At 71.1% G+C, this 21,081-nt stretch carries 10 protein-coding genes and 2 pseudogenes; 6 read left to right on the top strand and 6 right to left on the bottom strand.

Features of this window, described 5'->3' with window-relative positions; translation table 11 throughout:
• Positions 1-157 precede the first annotated feature (157 nt).
• The 5 genes and pseudogenes from ACZ4N4_RS25550 to ACZ4N4_RS25530 all read right to left on the bottom strand — a co-directional run.
• Positions 158-2,708, bottom strand: a pseudogene (locus ACZ4N4_RS25550) (multifunctional oxoglutarate decarboxylase/oxoglutarate dehydrogenase thiamine pyrophosphate-binding subunit/dihydrolipoyllysine-residue succinyltransferase subunit); the annotation flags it as partial.
• Between the two features lie 75 nt (positions 2,709-2,783).
• Positions 2,784-2,942: pseudogene (locus ACZ4N4_RS25545) on the bottom strand (2-oxoglutarate dehydrogenase E1 subunit family protein); the annotation flags it as partial.
• A gap of 249 nt (positions 2,943-3,191) precedes the next feature.
• Positions 3,192-4,064, bottom strand: a complete 873-nt coding sequence (locus ACZ4N4_RS25540; RefSeq protein ID WP_467592431.1) for an ABC transporter substrate-binding protein — start codon at positions 4,062-4,064, stop codon at positions 3,192-3,194.
• Between the two features lie 157 nt (positions 4,065-4,221).
• Positions 4,222-4,977: an SDR family NAD(P)-dependent oxidoreductase gene (locus tag ACZ4N4_RS25535; protein WP_467592428.1), complete on the bottom strand. Its 756-nt coding sequence runs from the start codon at positions 4,975-4,977 to the stop codon at positions 4,222-4,224.
• Positions 4,974-5,657 carry a TetR/AcrR family transcriptional regulator gene (locus tag ACZ4N4_RS25530; RefSeq protein ID WP_467592426.1) on the bottom strand — a complete coding sequence of 228 codons (684 nt, stop codon included), beginning with the start codon at positions 5,655-5,657 and terminating at the stop codon, positions 4,974-4,976. The genes ACZ4N4_RS25535 and ACZ4N4_RS25530 overlap by 4 nt, the downstream gene beginning before the upstream one ends.
• 488 nt (positions 5,658-6,145) lie before the next feature.
• On the opposite strand from ACZ4N4_RS25530, the gene ACZ4N4_RS25525 reads away from it, so the two are divergent.
• From ACZ4N4_RS25525 to ACZ4N4_RS25510, 4 genes are all read left to right on the top strand, one after another.
• Positions 6,146-7,201: a maleylacetate reductase gene (locus tag ACZ4N4_RS25525; RefSeq protein ID WP_453578295.1), complete on the top strand. Its 1,056-nt coding sequence runs from the start codon at positions 6,146-6,148 to the stop codon at positions 7,199-7,201.
• Between the two features lie 184 nt (positions 7,202-7,385).
• A complete protein-coding gene (locus tag ACZ4N4_RS25520) occupies positions 7,386-8,255 on the top strand; it encodes a dioxygenase family protein (protein ID WP_467592421.1) in 870 nt (289 codons plus the stop codon).
• Between the two features lie 135 nt (positions 8,256-8,390).
• Positions 8,391-8,882, top strand: a complete 492-nt coding sequence (locus ACZ4N4_RS25515; protein ID WP_453578300.1) for a flavin reductase family protein — start codon at positions 8,391-8,393, stop codon at positions 8,880-8,882.
• A gap of 122 nt (positions 8,883-9,004) precedes the next feature.
• Positions 9,005-11,224 carry a helix-turn-helix transcriptional regulator gene (locus tag ACZ4N4_RS25510; protein ID WP_467592419.1) on the top strand — a complete coding sequence of 740 codons (2,220 nt, stop codon included), beginning with the start codon at positions 9,005-9,007 and terminating at the stop codon, positions 11,222-11,224.
• 102 nt (positions 11,225-11,326) lie between these two features.
• Here ACZ4N4_RS25510 and ACZ4N4_RS25505 read toward each other — a convergent pair whose 3' ends face one another.
• The gene (locus tag ACZ4N4_RS25505; protein ID WP_467592417.1) at positions 11,327-12,853 is read right to left on the bottom strand and encodes a 4-hydroxyphenylacetate 3-hydroxylase family protein; all 1,527 of its coding nucleotides are present in this window, start codon (positions 12,851-12,853) and stop codon (positions 11,327-11,329) included.
• 159 nt (positions 12,854-13,012) lie between these two features.
• Between ACZ4N4_RS25505 and ACZ4N4_RS25500 the strand changes: the two genes are divergently transcribed.
• Together ACZ4N4_RS25500 and ACZ4N4_RS25495 are read left to right on the top strand one after the other, a co-directional pair.
• The gene (locus ACZ4N4_RS25500) at positions 13,013-15,916 is read left to right on the top strand and encodes a helix-turn-helix transcriptional regulator (RefSeq protein WP_467592413.1); all 2,904 of its coding nucleotides are present in this window, start codon (positions 13,013-13,015) and stop codon (positions 15,914-15,916) included.
• A gap of 973 nt (positions 15,917-16,889) precedes the next feature.
• The gene (locus ACZ4N4_RS25495) at positions 16,890-20,963 is read left to right on the top strand and encodes a beta-galactosidase (RefSeq protein ID WP_467592841.1); all 4,074 of its coding nucleotides are present in this window, start codon (positions 16,890-16,892) and stop codon (positions 20,961-20,963) included.
• Positions 20,964-21,081 lie beyond the last annotated feature (118 nt).

Below are 21,081 nucleotides of genomic sequence, written 5' to 3'. Positions count from 1 at the left end.
CACCGTGCCGTGTCGTCCGCACCCGGACGGTTTCCGACCCGGGGCTCGGTACGGCGCGCGCTGCCCGGCCGGGTGAGCGGGCCCCCTCGCGTGTCGTCGAGGGGGCCCGCAGTGACGGGTCGCGCTGTAGCGCGGGAACCCGGTCCGTGTGCCGTGGTCAGCGGAAGGCGGATGCCACCAGCTCCCCTTGCTCGTCGGCATGCCGTCGGGCGGAGCCCACGGCCGCGGCCGACGCCGGCGGCCGGCTGACGCACCCGAGGGGGCGGTCCGCCAGCCGTCGCAGAGGGGAGCTCACGAAGAGCCAGGCTCCCTGGTTCTCCGCCTCCTCCTGCACCCACCGCACCTCCGTGTCGGCGGGGAAGCGGGCGAGTTCCGCGGCGAGTTCCCGCTCCGGGAACGGGTAGAGCCGCTCCACACGGACGATCGCGGTGTCCGACAGGCCGGCGTCCCGCCGGTAGGCGTCCAGGTCGTAGAAGACCTTGCCCGAACACATCAGCACGCGCCTGACCCGGGCGGCGTCGGCCGTCTCGTCCGGCAGGACCGCACGGAACCCGCCCGTGGTGAACTCCGTCAGCGTGGAGACCGCCGCCTTCGACCGCAGCATCGACTTCGGGGTGAACACCACCAGCGGCCTTCTGTGCCGCGGGGCACCGAGCGCCTGCTGCCTGAGCAGATGGAAGTAGTTGCCGGGCAGGGTGGGCACGGCCACGGTCATGTTCCCCTGAGCGCACAGTTGGAGGAAACGCTCGATCCTGCCGGAGGAGTGGTCCGGTCCCTGACCCTCCAGGCCGTGCGGCAGCAGCAGGGTCACCCCGGAACGCTGCCCCCACTTCTGTTCCGCCGAGGCGATGTACTCGTCCACGACGGTCTGGGCACCGTCGGCGAAGTCGCCGAACTGGGCCTCCCACAGCACCAGGGCTTCGGGCCGTGCCAGCGAATAGCCGTACTCGAAGCCCAGCACGGCCAGTTCGGACAGCATCGAGTCGTACGGCGTGAAGGTCGCGGCCTGCGCGCCGAGCGAGTTGAGCGGTGTGTACTCCACGCCGGTGTGCCGGTCGGTGAGCACGGCGTGCCGCTGCCCGAAGGTGCCGCGGCGGGAGTCCTGCCCGGCCAGCCGCACCGGAACCCCGTCCAGCAGCAGGGAGCCGAAGGCGAGGGTCTCCGCGGTGGCCCAGTCGATGGTTCCCGTGTCCGGCATCGTGGCACGTCTGTGCAACTGCGGCAGAACACGCGGGTGCACGGTGAACCCCTGCGGCAGGTCGGTCTGGGACGCGACGACGTGCCGGGCGGTCGTCTCCGTGATCGCGGTGGCCGGTACGGCGGCCGCGTGCCCCGAGTTCCCGGCGGTGACGTGCTCCGCCAGTCGGCCCGGCGCCGGCGACGCGTGGGTCTCGGCGAAGGCATGCTCAAGACGCTCGCGGTAGTCCCGCAGGGCACCTTCCGCCTGCCGTGCGCCGATGTCTCCCCGGCGGACCAGTGCGTCGGCGTACAGCTTGCGCACCGAGGGCCTGGCGTCGATACGGTCGTACATCTGCGGCTGCGTGATGGACGGGTCGTCGACCTCGCTGTGGCCGTGGCGCCGGTAGCAGATCAGATCGATGACGACGTCCTTGTGGAAGGCCTGGCGGTAGTCGAAGGCGAACCGGGCGACACGGACGACGGCCTCGGGATCGTCTCCGTTCACGTGCAGGATCGGGGCCTCGACGGTCCGGGCCACATCGGTGGCGTACGCGCTCGACCGGCTGTGGGCCGGTGTGGTCGTGAATCCGAGTTGGTTGTTGATGACGACGTGAACCGTCCCGCCGGTGTGATAGCCGGGCAGCAGCGACATGTTCAGCGTCTCGCCGACCACGCCCTGACCGGCGAAGGCGGCATCTCCGTGGACGGCGACGGGGAGGACCGCGAAGGCGCCGCCGCCGTCCGAGGCGACTTCCTGCTTGGCGCGGACCACTCCCTGGGCCACCGGGCCCACGACCTCCAGGTGCGAGGGGTTCGCCACGACGGAGACGCCGACCGTGCTGCCGTCGAGGGCGCGATAGGTCCCCTCCGCCCCGAGGTGGTATTTCACATCACCGGATCCCTGGACCGAGCGGATGTCCACGGCATCCTCGAACTCGTGGAAGATCTTCCCGGTAGGACTTTCCGACGATGTTGGCCAGCACATTGAGCCGGCCACGGTGCGCCATACCGATGACGGCTTCTCCCACTCCGTGAGCGATGGCACGGTGCAGCAGGGTGTCCAGCAGGACGATCGCCGACTCGCCGCCTTCGAGCGAGTACCGTTTCTGGCCCACGTATTTGGTGTGCAGAAACCTCTCGAAGGCTTCCGCCGCGCCCAGCCGGTAGAGGATCTGCAACTGTTCGGCGCGGTCCGGCGGTCGCTGGGGCGATTCGATCCGCCGCTGGACCCAGCAGCGTTCCTCGGAGCTCTGGATGTGCATGTACTGGACGCCGACGGTCCGGCAGTAGGACTCCCGTAGTACGGCCAGCACGTCACGCAGCGTCATCGTGTCCCGCCCGGCGAAGTCGTCCACGACGAACGTCCGGGCCAGGTCCTCCTCACCGAGCCCGAACGTCTTCACGTCGAGCTCCGGGGGAGTGACCCCCTGCTGGTTCGCGAGCGGGTTCGTGTCGGCCATCAGGTGCCCGCGTACGCGGTACGCGTGGATCAGTGCCGCGACGCGGACGGCCTTGACGGCTGTCTCCTCCGCACGGCCGTTCTCGGTGACCGTGTTCTCGGGTGCCCGTCCGTCCGTCGCGGGGCTGGGGAGGGCGAAGAGATCCCGCCACGCCCGGTCGACAGAGTCCGGGTCCCGCAGATACCGCTCGTACTGTTCGTCGACAACCCATTCGTTGAGGCCGAATTCCAGCCCATTCGACACCGGCTGTCCGGCGCGGGATCGCAAAGCCACGACGCGGATCGCCTTCTTTCCTCTTCGCATACGGCCAATGGCAGACGCGCCCGAATCGGCGCAGAAAACCCTTCCGGCGCGTCACACCACCACGGTAGGCGGATATGGCAGCCAAGCCGGGGGGGTGAATGTGCCACGACGGCCGCACATCAGGACATGGCCTCAAAGCGACGGCGCTCGCCTGGAATGCTGCCATCGCGTTCATTCCCGGGTCACGGAAATGGCGCCCTGCCGTGCCCGGTGAAACCCGACGGACGCACGCGATACCAGGTGCGGGCCCTAGGGGGCGGTGGTGCGGAAGAACTCGGCCGCGGTGAAGGTGGCGGGCACGCCGAGTTCGGCGGCGACCGCGGTGATCGCGGCGTCGCCGATCGCGAGGTCGGCCTGGCCGTCGGTGGTGAAGTGCGGTGCGATGAAGGTGTCGTAGTGCGCTCGGACCTCGTCCGGGGTGTGTCCACCGAGGAACGTCTGCATGTGCCGCACGGTGGTGTCGGGGTCTTCGTGGATCACCTTCAGGGCCCGTCGGTGTGCGCGCAGGACCGCCTGGACCGCCGGGTCGTCCGGGTCGGTGTAGGTGGTGTCGACGGCCAGGCCCACGGTGGGGATCCGGAAGTGGTCGCCCAGCCAGGCCAGCACCCGCCAGCCGTACTCGGCGGCCACCGCCTCCGGCGCCATGGTGCTGCCGACCAGCGCCGCGTCGATCTCGCCGTCCCGCAGCCGGCGCAGGTCCATGCCGTAGTCGCCGGGCGCCCGGACGATCGTCCGGATGTCACGGTCCGGGTCGAGACCGGCCTTGCGCAGCACGATCCTGGTGAAGCAGCCGGGGGCGGTGTGCGGGGCGTGCACCGCCAGCCGCCGCCCGGCCAGGTCGGCCATCGAGGTCAGTTCTGGACGGGCGAGAAACCAGAACAGCGGACGGTGGGTGTTGACGTTGAGCCCGACCCACGGGGTGCCGTCGGTCAGCCGGGACAGCAGGGCCCGGCCGAGCCCGATGGTGGCGCCGCGGCGCAGCCGCTCCTCGTCCCAGGTGCAGCCGTCGCGCAGCGCGACATGGACGCCCTCGTCGGCGTAGTAGTCCTCCTGGTCGGCGATGTAGGCGGCCAGTTCCTCATGCAGGCCCCGGCCGACGTAGGCAAGATCGATCGTGTACATGAATACGCTGCTTCCTTGATCGTGTCGCAAGCATGCGCCCGTGACGGTCACAGGCGCTGTGCCGTCCGGTGCTCAGGTGACGGTGTGTCGGATGACGTCCGGCGGCCGACCGGCCCGTGACGGCGCGGTCCCGCGTGCGGGGGGCGGCGAGGCGGATTCAGTACATGGCCATTCCGCCGTTGACCGCGGCGGTGGTGCCGGTCATGAAGGTGTTGTCCTCGCCGACGTAGAAGGCGACCGCCTGGGCGACGTCGGCCGGGTGTGCCAGGCGGCCCAGGGGAGTGGCGGCCACCTGTCGCTGCTTCGTCGCGTCGTCGAACACGTCAGCGGCGGTACGGGACTCGACCGGTCCGGGCGAGACGATGTTGACCGTGATGCCCTGCGGGCCCAGTTCCTGGGCGAGGTACCTGGCGAACTGCTCCAGCGCGGCCTTGGACGTGCCCAGCGCGATCATGCCCTCCCGGGGCCGGCGGCTGAGGCCGGTACCGAGATAGACGATGCGTCCCCAGCCCTGTGCGGTCATGGTGGGCAGCACCGCCTTGGTGACCGCGAAGGCCGCGTGCATCTCGGCGTCGAGCTTGCCCCCCAGCTCGTCCCATGTGATGTCCTGGAACGACTTGACGGCGTAGGGGATGAGCGCGTTGTGCACCAGCACGTCCACGCCGCCCCAGGCCGCCCGTACCCGCTCGACCATGTCCTGGACGGCCGGCACCTCGCGTACGTCGGCCTGTACGGCCATGGCCCGCCCGCCGGCCGCCTCGATGTCGGCCACGATCTCCTCGGCCGCCTTGGTGTTGCTGAGGTAGTTGAGCACCACGCGCATGCCCCGCTCGGCGAGCACGCGTGCGGTGGCCGCGCCGATTCCGCTGCTGGCGCCCGTCACCAGGGCCACCCTGCCGGTTGTCGCGGTCATGGGCTCACCTCCTTGTCGTCGTCACGGGCAGCCGGAATGGCCGCTCCGAGTCGTTCGGCGTCGGCACCCGTGCCGGTGGGGCGGATCGCCCCGTAGAGCACGGTGTCGACGGTGGCCCGCAGCAGGTCAGTCGCGGTCCACTCCAGTTCCTGCGGCAGCCGGGAGGTGAACAGGCGTTCCAGCGCGCCGCGGGTGATCTCGCAGAGCAGTTCGGGGGGCGCGGTCAGCAGCCCCTGCCGATGCCCGTACCGGAACAGCTCGTCGATGGGCCGGTAGATCACCGCGTCCACGCGTTGTTCCACGTACTGGCGCAGCATCGGGTCCCCGCCGCGTCCGGTGGCGAGCTGAGCCGCGCCGATCCGCCCGAGCTCGGTGCCCGCGGCGACCAGGAACCGCTGGACCCGTACGTGGAACGGCTGTCCTTCCGCGCCCTCGGCCGCCGCCGCCAGCGTGTCCTCCACCGCCGCGAACTGCCGGTCCAGCACCGCGGCCAGCAGGCTGCGTTTGTCAGGGAAGTGGCGGTAGATCGTCTTCTTGCTCATGCCGAGCTCACGAGCGAGTGCGTCCATGCTCACGGGCGCGAGGCCCGGCGCGAAGAACAACCGGCCGGCGGCCTCCACGATCGCCTCGGCACGCCGCTCGTCACCCTCGGAAACTTTCGAAACTGAATTAGTTTCCATGGTTTCCCATCCTGGATACCCTTCCCTGCGCTGTCAAGACACGCCCTCCGCTCGGCTGGGCCGGGGCGACGACGCGCAGGGGTGTCAGCGTCCGCGGAGCAGGACGACGCCCCGGCTGCCCACGCCGGTGCAGGCCACCACTTCATCCATCGCTTTTCACGCCGCCGCTCGACAGCGCGGACCCACTAGGCGATTTTCCGTAGCGCAATGAACGGGAATCGGTCGGGCTCGGCGACGCCTTTCGAGCATTGTGACAATCGCGGGTCCGCACCTGCACCCACACTCGGGTGCCCCGACTCGGTCGGGCCATACCGCAGATGAGTGATATCGCACGTGCTCCAGGGGAGCATGGGACCTTGGGAGTCACGCGAACAGGGTATTCCGGCGGGGCTGTCCGTCATCTTCCACGGATTCCGTTGACGCACCTCAATTCCATGACGACGCTTCCTTCCACCCAGGATATGGCGCGGCAGGACCGAGGAAATCTCATGAAGACATTCGTGCACCGGGGCCAGATCACCAAGGTGGTCTTCGGCAGCGGAACCCGCAGCCGTATTCCCGAAGAGGCCGATGCCCTCGGATGCCGTCGGGTGCTCGTGCTGTGCACGCCCGACCAGGTCGAGCAGGCAGCGCGGATACGGGATCTGCTGGGCGCGGCAGCCGCGGGAACCTTCACCGGGGTCGCCCCGCACACTCCCGTCGAGGTCACCGAGAAGGCGGTCGCGTGCGCCCGGTCCGTGGCGGCCGACGCGGTGCTCGCCGTCGGCGGCGGGTCGACCGTCGGTCTGGGCAAGGCGATCACCGCCCGGACCGGTCTTCCGCAGCTGGCGCTGCCCACCACCTACGCCGGCTCGGAGATGACACCGATCCTCGGGGAGACCGAGGGCCGCAGGAAGACCACCAGGCGGCTGGCGGAAGTACGGCCCAGGACGGTCGTGTACGACGTCGAGCTGACGCACACACTTCCGGCTCCGGTATCGGTGGTCAGCGGCATCAACGCCATGGCTCACGCCGTGGAGTCCCTCTACGCACAGGACGAGGACCCGGTCGCCTTCCTGATGGCCGGTGAGGCACTCGACGCCCTCGCCCGCTCCCTGCCCCTGATCGCGCGACGACCGGACGACGCGGAGGCACGGGCCGACGCGCTGTACGGCGCCTGGCTGGCCGGCACCTGCCTGGGCACGGTGGGCATGGCCCTGCACCACAAGGTGTGCCATGTGCTGGGCGGCACCTTCGGACTGCCGCACGCCGAGACGCACACCGTCGTCCTGCCCCACGTCGTCGCCTACAACGCCCCGGCCGCCGGCGAGGCCATGGCCCGCCTCGCGCGGGCACTGCCGGGAGACGACCCCGCCGACTCCCTGTTCGATCTCGCCCGGCGGCTCGGCGCACCCAGGGCCCTCCGGGACCTCGGCATGCCCGAGTCGGGGATCGCCCAAGCGGCCGAACTCGTCGTGCGGGACGGCTACTGGAATCCGCGTCCGGTGGACCGGGGGGCGGTGACCGCCTTCCTGACCCGGGCCTGGGCCGGCGAGCGGCCCTGACCGTCACCGGAGCACCGGCGCCCGGCTGACCGTCACCGGAGCACCGGCGCCCGGCTGACCGTCACCGGAGCACCGGCACCCGGCTGACCGTCACCGGAGCACCGGCGCCCGGCTGACCGTCACCGGAGCACCGGCGCCCGCACCGACTCCGCCAGCGAACACTCGATCACCACAGGAGCACGCCATGCGCGATCTGACCAGCGAGACCATCACCGGGGCCGTGATCTCGACCATGCGGGACACGAAGGACCCCCGCCTCGCGGAGATCCTGCGCTCACTGGTCCGGCACCTGCACGCCTTCGTCCGCGATGTCGAACCGACCGAGGAGGAGTGGGCCGCGGGAGTGGACTTCCTGACACGTACCGGGCACACGTGCACGCCCACGCGCCAGGAGTTCATCCTGCTCTCCGACGTGCTGGGCGTCACCATGCTCGTCGACGCCCTGAGCAACCGGCGCCCCGCCAAAGCCACCCAGAACAGTGTCCTTGGCCCTTACTTCAGGGAGGACCGGCCGCAGCACTCCGACGCCGCCGACATCTCCGGCGGCCTGCCCGGCACCCCGCTGTTCTTCGAGGGACGGGTCGTGGACCGTGAGGGAGCACCGGTAACCGGCGCCGGGGTGGACGTCTGGCACAGCGACGCGGACGGCCACTACGACATGGAGGTACCCGGCCGCGTCGACCCGGCCATGCGGGCGCTGTTCCGAACCGACGAAACGGGGCACTTCGGCTTCCGCTCCATCCGCCCGGCCAGCTACCCCATCCCCGGTGACGGCCCGGTCGGCGAACTCATGAGCGCCACCGGCAGGTCGCTGATGCGTCCCGCCCACCTGCATCTGCTGATCACGGCTGCGGGATTCCAGCGCGTCACCACCATGCTCTTCCCCTCCGACGACCCGTACCTCGACACCGATCCGGTGTTCGGGGTCAAGCAGTCGCTGCTGGAGTCCTACGACACGTACGAGGCCGACACGGGTCCCTGCCGCGGCCTGACCGACGTGCCGTACACCCTGCTGCGCCGCACCTTCGTCCTCGAACCCCTCCCCGCGGACTGACTTCACCGCCGTCGGCGCCGCACACGTCGGGCCGCGCCCGAGCGACATGCGGGCCAACACACCCACCTGGACCGGGAGCCATCCCGGGCCCCGCCCTACGCACCGACGTTCCCCCGACTTTCACGGAGGCTTCCGATGACCGAAATCCTCGACACGGCAATCGACTTCCGAGCCACGATGGGCCGGCTCGTCACGGGTGTCAGCGTGATCACCACACGCTCCGGAAGCACGCCCATCGGCATGACCGCGAGCGCCGTGTCCGCCCTCTCCCTGGCCCCGCTCCAACTGCTCGTGTGCATCGGCAACCACCTGTACACGCGGACCGCGATCGCGGAGCACGGCCGGTTCGCGGTCAACGTGCTCGGCGAGGACGGCGAGGCCCTGGCACGGAACTTCGCCGCCTCCAAACCGGACAAGTTCGCGGGCATCGAGACCGTCGACGACCACGGCGTGCCGGTGCTGAAGGACGCCATCGCGGCCGTCGTCTGCGATGTCGCCGAGGCGCTCCCCGGCGGCGATCACACCATCTTCGTCGGAGCCGTCCGCTACTGCACGCACCGCGTCGACAGCCGGCCGCTGGTCCACTTCGCCGGCGGCTTCGGCGCGCTCAGGACGGCCTCGCGCTAGGCCTCGGCGGCAGCCGCCGTTCCGATGACCGGCCCACCGACGCCCCCGACGTCCGGCTCTCGCAGGCGAGTCACGGCCGTCGGGGGCTCCCGCTCGTTCCGACCCACTCCAGGGGAACTGCCATGACCAGCTCCGTGCCGAGCTTCAAGCTGCATCCTCCGGCCCAGCCCCCGCATCTTCTGACCCGTCCGCGCCTGCTGCACCGGCTCGACGCGGCCACCGAGCCCGTGGTGGTTCTCTCCGCACCGGCCGGTGCCGGCAAGACGGTACTGCTGACCGAGTGGTCGCGGGACCAGGCCGCTCGCGGGGCGTGCGCCTGGCTCAGCCTGGACACCTGCGACAACGCTCCGGACCGGCTCTGGTCGGGCATCCTGCGCGCACTTCAGCAGGCACGAGCGGATCTGCCCGGCCGTCTCGACGAGGGCGAGTGGACGGCCGACTCCTGGCTCGACGGGACCCTGCCCGCCCTGCTGACGGCGGTGGGCGCGGCGGGACCGCTCACCCTGGTCCTCGACGGACTGGAGACCGTCACGGACGCCGACGCACTGCGCACCCTCGCGGACTTCGTGACCCGGCTGCCGCACGGCTTCCGCGTCGTGCTGTCCACCCGGCACCTTCCCGGAGGCCCCCTTCCGGCTCTGCGGGCCCGTGGCCTGGTCGCCGAACTCGACCTGCACGACCTGGCCTTCACCCCCGAGGAGGCACGAGCGGTGCTCACCGCTCTGCTCGGATCCGCGCCCACGGAGGCAGACGCGCGCGCCCTGTACGAGGCCACCGAGGGGTGGGCCGCCGGGCTGTGCATCATGGGACGGGCCCTGGCCCGCTCCGGGAGCGAGGCCGACGTCGAGGGGCAGCGGGCCCGCGGCAGACAAGCGGTCACCGAGTACCTGGCCACCGAGGTCCTCGACCGGCTCACCACCGAACAACGCCGGTTCCTGCTCCGCACCGGCGTGCTCGACGAACTCGGTACCGGACCGTGCCAGGCACTCGCGGGCGACCGGGCGGGCGTCCTGCTGCGCGAACTCGCGCGAACCGTCCAACTGCTGGTGCCCGTCGGTGCCGAGGCGGCCACGTACCGCAGGCACCGGGCACTGGGCGCACTGTTGTCCGACGTCCTGGCAGCCGAGGGATCGGACACCGTCGCGGCCCTGCACCGATCGGCGGCCCAGTGGTACGCACGGCAGGGACGGACGACCGAGGCCGTACGGCACTGGACGCTGGGCGGAGACGAGCCGGCGGCCGTCGCGGCGGTCCTCGACGGCTGGGAGAAGGGGATCTCGGCGGGCCACGGTGCGCGCGTCTCGCAGTGGCTGGACCTGCTGTCGCGTCGCACGGTGGCCGCCGACGCGCGCCTGTGTGTCGTGGCGGCCATGACGGCCCTGGCGGAAGGCGCACCCGTCACGGCCTGTCGCTGGCTGGACGTGGCGTTGCTCAGGCATACGGGAGCCCAGACCGTCGGCGAGGGCGGCACGGTCGGCGACGCGGCCGCCGTCGCCCGGGCCGTGGCCTGTTGTCTGAAGGGGGAGGTCCTGACCGCCGACCGGGTCGGCGAGTCCGCCGTCACCGGCACCCTGCCGCTGACCTCCTGGCGCGCGCTGGCCGGTACGGCCCGCGGTACCGCTCTCCTGTGGACCGGCCGGTACGAGGAGGCGGAAGAACTGCTCGGCGAGGCGACCCGTGACGCGCACGCCGCCGGACACGGCCTGGCACTCGTCCGCGCGTTGGGTCTGCGGACCCTGTGCGCACTGCTCGCCGGGCGTCACGAACTGGCACACGTCCTGAGCGACGAGGCCCTCCACGAGATCGCGACGGCCGGTCTGGACCGCCACTTCGTCTCGGTGCCCGCCTACGTCGGCCGGGCCGGCCTGCTCCTGGGGGAGGGGCGCCTCGACGAGGCCGAACAGGTGCTGGCCGCTGCGGAAGCGGCACTGGCGGACTCGTCCCGGACGGATAGCGAACCCCACGTGCGCGCGCTGTGGCACTTCACGCGGTCGCGGCTGGCGGCCGCACGGCACGACTCGAACGTGGCGCGCGGGGCCCGGGCGGCTGCCGAGGGAGCGGCGGCCAGATGCGAGTCGCCCGGCATCCTGACGAACCTGCTCGGCCGCGTCGCCGGGGACACGTCGGCCGTACCCGTCGGTCCCCGGCCCCAGGACCTGTCCCTGGGAGAGCGCCGGGTGCTGCGAGCGCTGTGCGGCTCGCTGACCCTGCGGGAGATCGCCTCCGAGCTGTACGTCTCCCACAACACGGTCAAGACCCAGGTGCGCGCGATCTTCCGCAAGCTCGACGCACACGACAGGAACGAGGCGGTCACCCGGGCCCGGGAGTGCGGTGTGCTGTGACCCGGGCCCTGGCTCCTGCTCCGGGGCGCGCACAAGCCGGCGATGGCGCCCCGCTCACCGGGCCGGCCGAAGGAGGCCGTTCGGCCGGCCCGCGTCCGGGGCCTAGGCGTCCTGACGTGAGGCGTCCTGGCGTCGGGCGTAGTTCGCCTGGGCCCGGTACGCGGACTCCTCCTCGGCGCTCACCTTCTCGATGCCGCAGACCTTGCGCGCGAGGTCCGCCATGGCGCCGTTGGGGGACATCTCGGCGCGCTTCATGGTGAGCGTGCGGATGGCCAGCAGGGGCGTGCCGTTGAAGTTCTCGAAGACGCCGATCCGGTCGCCCCAGTCGGACAGGAACATGTCGCGGATCACGCGGCTGATCTTCAGCCGGTCGTGCGGCCTGCCGACCGGTCCCGTCTGCAGGGCCTCCAGCCACGGCCTGAGTTCGGGCTGCCGCCACTGCCCCTCGGTGGGGTAGATGAGCGCGGCCCGGCCGGCCAGGTCGATGAGCTCGTGCACCATGTCGGTGATGTGCTCGATGTAGTACGCGCGCCCGAAGTCGAACATCAGGACGTTCGGCTTGAAGATGCCACCGGGCGTGTAGAACCCCTGGGCCTCCGAACCCACCACATGCGCCTTGAGCGACTGGTGGAAACCGGCGAACCTCGCTATCCGGGCCTGGACCGGCGGCAACTGGTAGGTGCCGATGTGCTCGGTGACCAGCAGGGCCAGTCCGAGCATCAGCTCGGCCTTGACCATCGCCCGCACCAGCGAGTGGTAGTGCAGCCAGTCGAAGACGCGCTGCGGGTACAGCGAAGCATGCTGGGGGTTGCCGATGTGGAAGACGCGGTTCCAGGGGATGAGCACGTCCTCGAACACGATGATGCTGTCCAGTTCGTCGCCCTGCGAGGCGAGCGGGTGCTCCACCTCCTCGCCGTCCCGGACGTTGCTCTCGCGGCAGATGACGGTGACCCCGGGGGTGTTGGGCTTCACCGCCCCGTAGATGATCTGCTCCGCGACGATGCCGGGCCGGTAGAACACACCGATGTGAATCCAGTCGCCGAAGGCCGCGCCGGTGCTGATCGCCTTGACACCCCGCACGGTGATGCCCTCGTCCGAGGTGGCGACCACCCTGAGGGCGGGGGACTCGGCCTGAGCGGAGTCGCGCGAGCGGTCCGCCTGCGGGTCGACGAAGGCGGGTGTCGCGTTGAGGTCGCCGTCGCGCACCTCGTTCCAGAAGTCGAGGAGCCCCACGGTGAGGTCCCGGCCGTCGGTCCCGACGGACTGGCTGCTCCAGGGCTCCGGGTCGTCCACATAGGTCAGCAGCACGTAGTTGTTCACGTCCGGTGTGCGCGGTACGGCCCCGCCGCCCAGCTCGCGCTGCACCGTCTCCAGGTACTCCCGCTTGCGCCGCAGGTCGTCGGCGGAGCGGTGCTGGAACCAGGTCATGGACCGCCGTACCCCGTCCTCGTCCACGAACGTCATGACGTCCTGGAGATCCGGGCGGTGGTGAAGGTCGTAGAAGGCCGCGAGGCTCCGGGCGTACGCCCGGGTCTTCGGGTGCGTGGCCACGTTGTCGACGAGCTCGTCGCCCACCCACACCGTGCGGCCGTCGTTCAGCGCTGCCAGGTATTCCTTGCCTGTACGCACGTCGTACTCCTCTCCAGGGACAAGAGATCCGGATGGCACGCAGCATGTGTCCGGACAGGGTGAGCCGACGGCCCGGAAGGGGCTTTCACCCGGGTGAAAGCGATGGTCACCCCGGGACTCGCGTTGAGGGCCGATGTGACCGTGCGCCATGCTTGCCGCATGCACAGCACAGACCCCGCCGGCGACGACGCCGGTGGGCGCGGGAACGGGGCCGTGACCGGGCTGCGCCTGCGGGGACGGGACCGCGAGATCACAGCGGCCCGTGAGGCACTGGACGTGGTGCGCGGCGGCCGGGGCGCCTGCGTCGTCGTGGAGGGCGCGGCCGGCGTCGGCAAGAGCCGGTTCCTCGCGGAGCTGGACGGGATGGCACGGCGATCCGGGTTCGACGTGGTCTCGGTACGCGCCGACGAACTCGACCAGTACGCGGCGGGAGCCGCCCTGCAGTCCGCCCTGCAGCCCTCCGACGGCTCCCACCGAGCCGTGTCGGCCGCTGACGACCAGCGACTCCTGCTCCTGGACAGCATCGCGGACGCCCTGGAGGAGCGGGCCCAGCGCGCGCCGGTGGCCGTGCTCGTGGACGACGCCCAGTGGGCCGATCCCGCCACGCTCTTCGTCCTGCGCACCCTGCCCGGGCGGCTCGCCGCCGCACGGATCTTGTGGGTTCTGGCGGTACGGTCGGACGCAGAGCGGCCGATCGTGGCCAGGGTCCGGGAGGACCTCGAACGCCTCGGCGCCCGATGGCTCACCTTGGGCCCCCTGCCGCAGCGCGACCTGCAGCACATCGCGGCCGACGTCCTCGGGGCGACGCCGTCACCCGGACTGGCCAGGCTGCTGCGCGGTGTCGCGGGCAACCCCTTTCTCGCCATCGAACTGGTACGTGGCTTCGCCGACACCGACGTCGCCAGGATGGCGGCGGGCGAGACCGGCCTGCCGCGCGACGGCATTCCCGTCAGCTTCCGGCGCAGTGTCGCCGCACGGTTGGACCGGCTCCCCGAGGACGCCCTGCACCTGCTCCAGATCGGCTCCGTCCTCGGCCGTGAATTCGACCTCGGCACGGCCGCCCGGATGATGGGCAGACAGGTCGGCAGCCTGCTGTCGGGCGTCGACACCGTCCTGAACGCCGATCTGCTCTCGGCCGACGGCCCACGCCTGGCCTTCCGCCACGACCTCACCCGGCAGGCGGTCCACGACAACCTGCCGCCGGCCGTGCGGACCGCCCTGCACCGGGAGGCGGCCGAAAGCCTCCGCGGCACCGGAGCCCGCCCCGCGGAGGTGGCCTGGCACGTCGTGATGTCCGGCGGCCCGGTCGACGACCATTCCGTGACCACGCTGGCCACCGCCGTACGGGAGATGTCGTCCTCGGCGCCCGACGCGGCGGCCGACCTGGCCCACCGGGTCGCCGGCCTGCTGCCCCCGCACGACCCGCGCCGTATCGCCCTGCTGACCGACGCCGCCGAGTACCTGGGCCGCACCCGCCGGGTACACGAGGCGCTGGACCTGGTCGACGCCACGCTGCCGGAAGGACTCGAGCCGCTGCAGGAGGCGCGGTTGCGTCTGGTGGCCGCCGAGATCCACCAGGCCGCGGGCGACGACGCCGCCGCGACGGCACACCTGGAGAAGGCCCTGGATCTGCCCGGGCTGCCGTCGGACCTGCGGGTCCGGCTGCTGAAGACCAAGGCCACGGGCCTCGTCTACCTGGGAGACATCGCCGCCGCCGAGCGGACCGGGGCCGGGCTGGTCGAGGCCTCCTACAGCAGCGACGATCCGGCCGTGGTCGTCAGCGCCATGGTGTTCCAGTCACAGACGTTCTTCTACCGCGGCCACCTGGCCCGCGCCCTGGAACTCGCCGAGGAGGCCACCCGGCGCGCCCGTACCCTGCCCGTCGCGCTCTATCTGCGGCCCCCGCGCATTCCGGCGCTGTGGCTGGCCACCGTACTGACCGTCACCGACCGGCTCGCCGACACCGAGCGGACCCTGTGGGAGGGACAACGCGACGCGGAGGCGCTGGGCCTGGGCTGGTCACTGCCCCACTGGCATGCCGCCCGCGCCTGTGCGCTCCTCGAACAGGGCGCCCTGCACGACGCGGCCGTGGAGGCCGAGGCCAGCCTCGCGGTGGCGGACGAACTGGAGATCGCTTTGCCGACTCCGCAGGCCCGCGCGGTCCTGGCACTGGTGGAGACCAGACGCGGTGACCTCGCCAAGGCCAGGGACCACCTCGGCGCCGTCGGCACCGAAGTGGGCACACACACTCAGCGGTACGGGCCCTGGGTCTCTCTGGCGCGTGCCTGCCTGGCGGAGGCCGAGGGGGACGACGGCGCGGCTGCGGCGGTACTCGCGGAGAGCTTCGCGAGGCGGGAGCCGGCGCGCCTGCCGGCACTGCCCCCGTCGCACTGGCCCGGGATCGTGCGCATCGCGCTCCGCGGCGGGGACGCGCCACTCGCCCAGGCCGTGTCGAGGGCCCTGCGCGGCCTGGCCGTACAGGACGAGAGCCGGCAGATCATCGGGGCCGTCCGCGCCCACGTGGACGGCCTGCTCCACCACGACTCGGGTGCCCTGGAGTCCGCCGTCGCCGGCTACCGGAACACCGGCAGACCGTTGGCCCTCGCCGCGGCCTGCGAGGACCTCGCCGAGCGGACGGCCGAAGCGGGCGACACGGCATCGGCGATCGCGTACTTCGAGGAAGCGGGCCGCCTGACGTCGGCCTCGGGGGCCGTGCGCGACCAGGAACGGATCAGGGGGCGCCTGCGGCGGCTCGGCGTGCGTACCGCCCCGGTACGGGCCCACACGGTCGGCCCCCGGGGGTGGGAGGACCTGACCGAATCGGAGCGGAAACTCATCCCGCTCGTCGTCGAGGGCCTCACCAACCGAGCCGTCGCCGACCGGCTCTACGTGTCCGTACACACCGTCAACACCCATATGAAGCACATCTTCGCCAAGCTCGGCATCAACTCACGGGTCGAGCTGACCCGGCTGGCGATCGAGCGGGGCGCCGGTGCCGAAGCGCTCGACCGACCGGGTCCACCGACCGCGGAGCCCGGGCACAGAGATCCCCTGAACGGGTGACGCCCGGCCCGGCGGCACCGGTGACGCCGGACGCGACGGCTCGGCGTCGTCCCCGAAACGGGCCGTGTCCGAGGGAGAAGCCCGACGGCGCGCGGGCCCATCACCGGATCGGTGGGGATGCTTCGGCTGCCGCGCCGCGGACGGTGGTCTCGATCGCGCGAGGTTCGCCGCGAAGGCCGTACACGACCACGTGAAGTGCGGGTCGCTCCACCTGTCCCGGGGAGCCAGGCAAGGCCGGCCCGTCGGCGTGGCCACCCAGGACCCGCGCCGCGCACGCGCGTCGGACGTCGATGACAGTCGGCACGGGGCCACCGCTTCCGGTACCCGACGGTGAAGAGCGCACCGGCGAATCACCGGATCGTGCGATGCCCTGGGTGCCTTGCCGATCAACACTGGTCGCGTCGGTGGTTGTCGCTCCGATCGGAACCGGGAGTGTGTTGCACGATGAGCGCCACGCATACTGCCCCAGGACCCACGCCTCGTGATGCGGAGCCCGCCTCGGCCGGTCGCACCAGCACCCCGTCATGCATCACCACTGGTCCCGGCTCTGCACGGAACGAGCCGAGCCGGACGTACGCGTACGAACTCGAGCCCTGGCTCTCGGCATGGCTGGCGACCGGCCCGGGCAGCGGCAGCGAATCGGCGTAGGAACCACCGCGCCCCCCGTCGCCTGCGGCGCGGTGGGACCGGAGATCCTGCGCCGTGCGAAGTCCGGAGCCGCATCCGCTCAGATGTGTGAAGTCCAGGGCGCGCGACGGCATGCCTGACGGCTGTGTCCTCCCGCCCCATTGTGTTGAACCTTGTGTCCCCTTACTGTTCGGCTTTGCCTGAGTCTGTTCGATGGTGATTGCTCAGGGGGATGGAGGCCGCAGTGCGGGGAAGTGGGATCCGTTCAGAGGTCGCGAGACCCGATCGCCGGAGGTGGTGGCGGGCGCTCCTCGCGACGGCCGCGACCATCGCCCTGGCCGTGGGCATGACCGCGCCGGCCGCCGCGGCCCGGGACACCGGCCGGCAGGCACCCGCCGCCACAGCAGCCGTCGGCGCGCGGGCGCACACGGTGACTCTCGACGGCTACTCGTTCCTCGTCGACGGCAAGCGCACCTACCTGTGGTCCGGCGAGTTCCACTACTTCCGGCTCCCGAGCCAGGACCTGTGGCGCGACATCTTCCAGAAGATGAAGGCCGCCGGCTTCAACTCCACCTCCCTGTACTTCGACTGGGGCTACCATTCGCCCAAGCCGGGGGTGTACGACTTCACCGGGGTGCGGGACGTCGACAAGCTCCTCGACATGGCCCAGGAGGCCGGCCTCTACGTCATCGCCCGCCCGGCGCCGTACATCAACGCGGAGGTGGACAGCGGCGGCCTGCCCGGCTGGCTGACCACGAAGGCCGGGAACAACCGCAGCGACGACCCGCGGTTCCTCCAGTACGCGGACGAGTGGCTGACGCAGATCGACCGGATCATCGCCCGCCACCAACTGACCAACGGCACCGGGTCGGTCATCGCCTACCAGGTCGAGAACGAGTACTACAACGGCTCGGCCGCCGGCCGCTCCTACATGCAGCACCTGGAGGACAAGGCCCGCGCCGACGGCATCACGGTTCCGCTCACCGGCAACAACAACGGCACCTTCAACTCGGGCACCGGCGCACTGGACGTGGACGGACCGGACTCCTACCCCCAGGGCTTCGACTGCTCCAACCCCTCGAAGTGGAACGGCGTCCCCGACATCAGCTACGACCACCCCGCCGGAAAGCCGCTCTACTCGCCGGAGTTCCAGGGCGGTGCCTTCGATCCCTGGGGCGGACCGGGCTACGACAAGTGCGCGCAGCTGATCAACGACCAGTTCGCCGACGTCTTCTACAAGCAGAACATCGCCGTCGGCGCCACCGCGCAGAGCTTCTACATGACCTACGGCGGCACCAACTGGGGCTGGCTCGGCATGCCCGAGAACTACACGTCGTACGACTACGGGGCCGCGATCCGCGAAACCCGGCAGCTCGATCCGAAGTACTACGAGGACAAGCTGATCGGGTACTTCACCCAGTCGGTCGCCCCGCTGACCGAGACCGAGGCGATCAGGGCGACGCCGCCGGACGACTCGGCGGTCGTCGACACCGCCCGGATGAACCCCGACACGAAGACGCAGTTCCACGTCCTGCGGCACGGCAACTCCACGTCCACCGCGGTCGACAAGACCCATGTCTCGCTGGACTTCAACGCGCAACCGGCCGCGGACACCACCTACACCTGGGACGACCCCGACTCCGCGCTGCAGTACACCGGTTCGTGGTCGCACGTGGCCGACCAGAGCTACACCGGCGGCGACTACAAGCACACCGAGTCGTTCTCCAACAAGGCCGGTGACTCGGTCACCGTTCCCTTCGACGGCACCGCGGTCCGCTGGATCGGCTCGAAGACGAACAACCACGGCAACGCCGACGTCTACCTCGACGGCACCAAGGTGGCGACGGTCGACGACTCCGGCGGCGAGACCCAGGCGGTGCTCTTCCAGAAGACCGGCCTGACGCCAGGAGCACACACCCTGAAGATCGTCGTCGACGGGAACCACAGCTCGGGCTCCACGGACAACTACGTGGCCATCGACGCCATCGACGTGCCGACGGCCGACACCGCGGAGCCGACCTACCCGGTGGTGCCGCAGCAGCCGGGCACCGCGATCACTCTCGACGGACGCGACTCGCACGTGATCGTGGCGAACTACCGGCTCGGGGACTCGCAGTTGCAGTACTCGACCTCGGAGATCATGACCAGCGCGACGATCGGCGACCGCGATGTCGCCGTGCTCTACGGCGACCAGGGCAGCGACGGCGAGACCGTCCTCCGCTACGCCGCCCGGCCCACCGTGACCGCCACCGGCGGGACGGTCACGACCACGTGGGACGCCGCCACCGGCGACCTGCGGCTCAACTACACGCACAAGGGCCTCGTCCGCGTCAGCGTCAGCGGCGGCGGGAAGCGCCCGCTGCTGCTGCTCGTGGGAGACAAGGCCACGGCGGAGACCTTCTGGCGCCAGGACACGGCGACCGGTCCGGTGCTCGTCCGCGGTACCCACCTGCTGCGGACGGCGACCAGCCTGGACGGCGGCCGCACCGTGGCGCTCACCGGGGACAACGCCGACGACAAGAACGTCGAGGTGTTCACCTCCGCCGCCCATGTCACCTGGAACGGCAGGGCGTTGGGCAACAGGTCGACCGAGACGGGGAGCCTGACCGGTACCGTCCCGGTGGCCGCCCCGATCCACCTGCCGGCGCTGACGAACTGGAAACACGCCGAGGAATCCCCCGAAGCGGCCCCCGGATTCGACGACTCCAGTTGGCAGGTGGCCGACAGGACGACCACCAACAGCGTCTCCGGCGTCAACGCGCTGCCGGTGCTGTACGCGGACGACTACGGATTCCACACCGGCAATACCTGGTACCGCGGCCGCTTCCGCGCCACCGGCAAGGAGACCGGCATCCACCTGGTCTCGGACTCCGGTGGCGGCGCGCAGGCGTTCTCCGCCTGGCTCAACGGCACCTTCCTGGGCAGCTCCACCACGGGCAGCGCCGACTTCACCTTCCCGGCCGGCGCGGTGAGGTCCGACGGCGACAACCTCATCTCCGTGCTCACCGTGAACATGGGGCACGAGGAGGACTACAACTCCACCAACGGCAACAAGACCGCGCGCGGCCTGACCAGCGCCTCCCTCGCCGGAGCGCCGCTGACCTCGGTCACCTGGCGGCTGCAGGGCGTACGCGGCGGCGAGGACCTCCAGGACACCGTGCGCGGCCCGCTCTCGACGGGCGGCCTGTACGGCGAGCGGGCCGGCTGGTCGCTGCCCGGCTACCCGGACGGCGACTGGGACCGGGTGTCCCTGCCGACGACCGACACCCGTGCAGGGGTCTCCTGGTACCGCACCGACGCTCGGCTGAGCCTGCCGCACGGCCAGGACACCTCGCTGGGGCTGACGTTCACCGACGACCCGGCCCGCAAGTACCGTGCCACGATCTTCGTGAACGGCTGGCAGGTCGGCAACTACGTCAACTACCTCGGCCCGCAGCACACCTTCCCGGTCCCCGACGGCATCCTGAACCCGAACGGCCACAACAGCATCGCCATCGCCGTGTGGAACCTCGACGGCAGCACCGGCGGCCTCGGCGAGGTCTCGCTCACCAATTGCGGCAGCTACGCCTCGTCCCTGCGCGTCGCGCAGAACGACAGCCCGCGCTACGACGCCCGGACCTACGCCATGCCGAAGGCTCCGGGAGCGGATGTCACCCTGGACGTGCCGGACACCGCCGAGCCGGGACAGGCCTTCACGGCCCGCGCGACGGTGGCGGTGCCGAAGGACCGGTCGTCCGCCTCCCGGCTGACGGCCGCGCTCTCCGCGCCCGACGGCTGGAGCGTGAGTGCCACCAGCCCCACCTCATGGGACCGTCTGCGACCCGGCACGTCGGCCACCTTCACCTGGAAGGTCCAGCCACCGGACGGGACGCTGCCGTCCGCCTCGGCACTCACCGCCACGGTGCGCTACCGGCAGAACGGCAGGCAGGCCACCGGCACCGACGAGCGCGTCGTCGGCGGGATCCCACCGGCTCCGCCGGCCGGGAAGAGCGCGGTGAGCGACCTGACGTTCCTGTCGTCCACCAACGGGTGGGGCCCGGTGGAGCGGGACAGCAGCGTCGGCGAGCAGGCCGCCGGGGACGGCCGCCCGATCACCATCGCCGGCGTCGGCCACGCCAAGGGCCTGGGCACCAACTCCGTCAGCGACGTGCAGCTCTACCTCGCCGGACGGTGCTCGCGCTTCACGGCGGACGTCGGTGTCGACGACGAGACGGGCGGCGCGGGCACCGTCACCTTCTCGGTGATCGCCGACGGCAAGACCCTGGTGACCACGCCGACCGTACGCGGCAGACAGGCGGCGGTGCCGATCGACGTCGACGTCAGCGGCGCCCAGGTGATCGACCTCAAGGTCGGTGACGCGGGCGACGGCAACGGCAACGACCACGGCGACTGGGGGACACCGACGCTGACCTGCGGCTAGGGCCTGGGCGAGCCGGACCGCGTCAGGACCGGCCGGGAAGCGGAACCGGCCGGTGGTGTCGTGGAGGGCTCGCCCCACCGTTCCGGCGACGTCGCCTGCACGATCCTCCACGGCTTTC

Source organism: Streptomyces sp. NPDC026538 (genome assembly GCF_055567535.1).
Note: the sequence above shows the minus strand (reverse complement) of the source record. Positions and strands in the feature narration are given on the sequence as shown.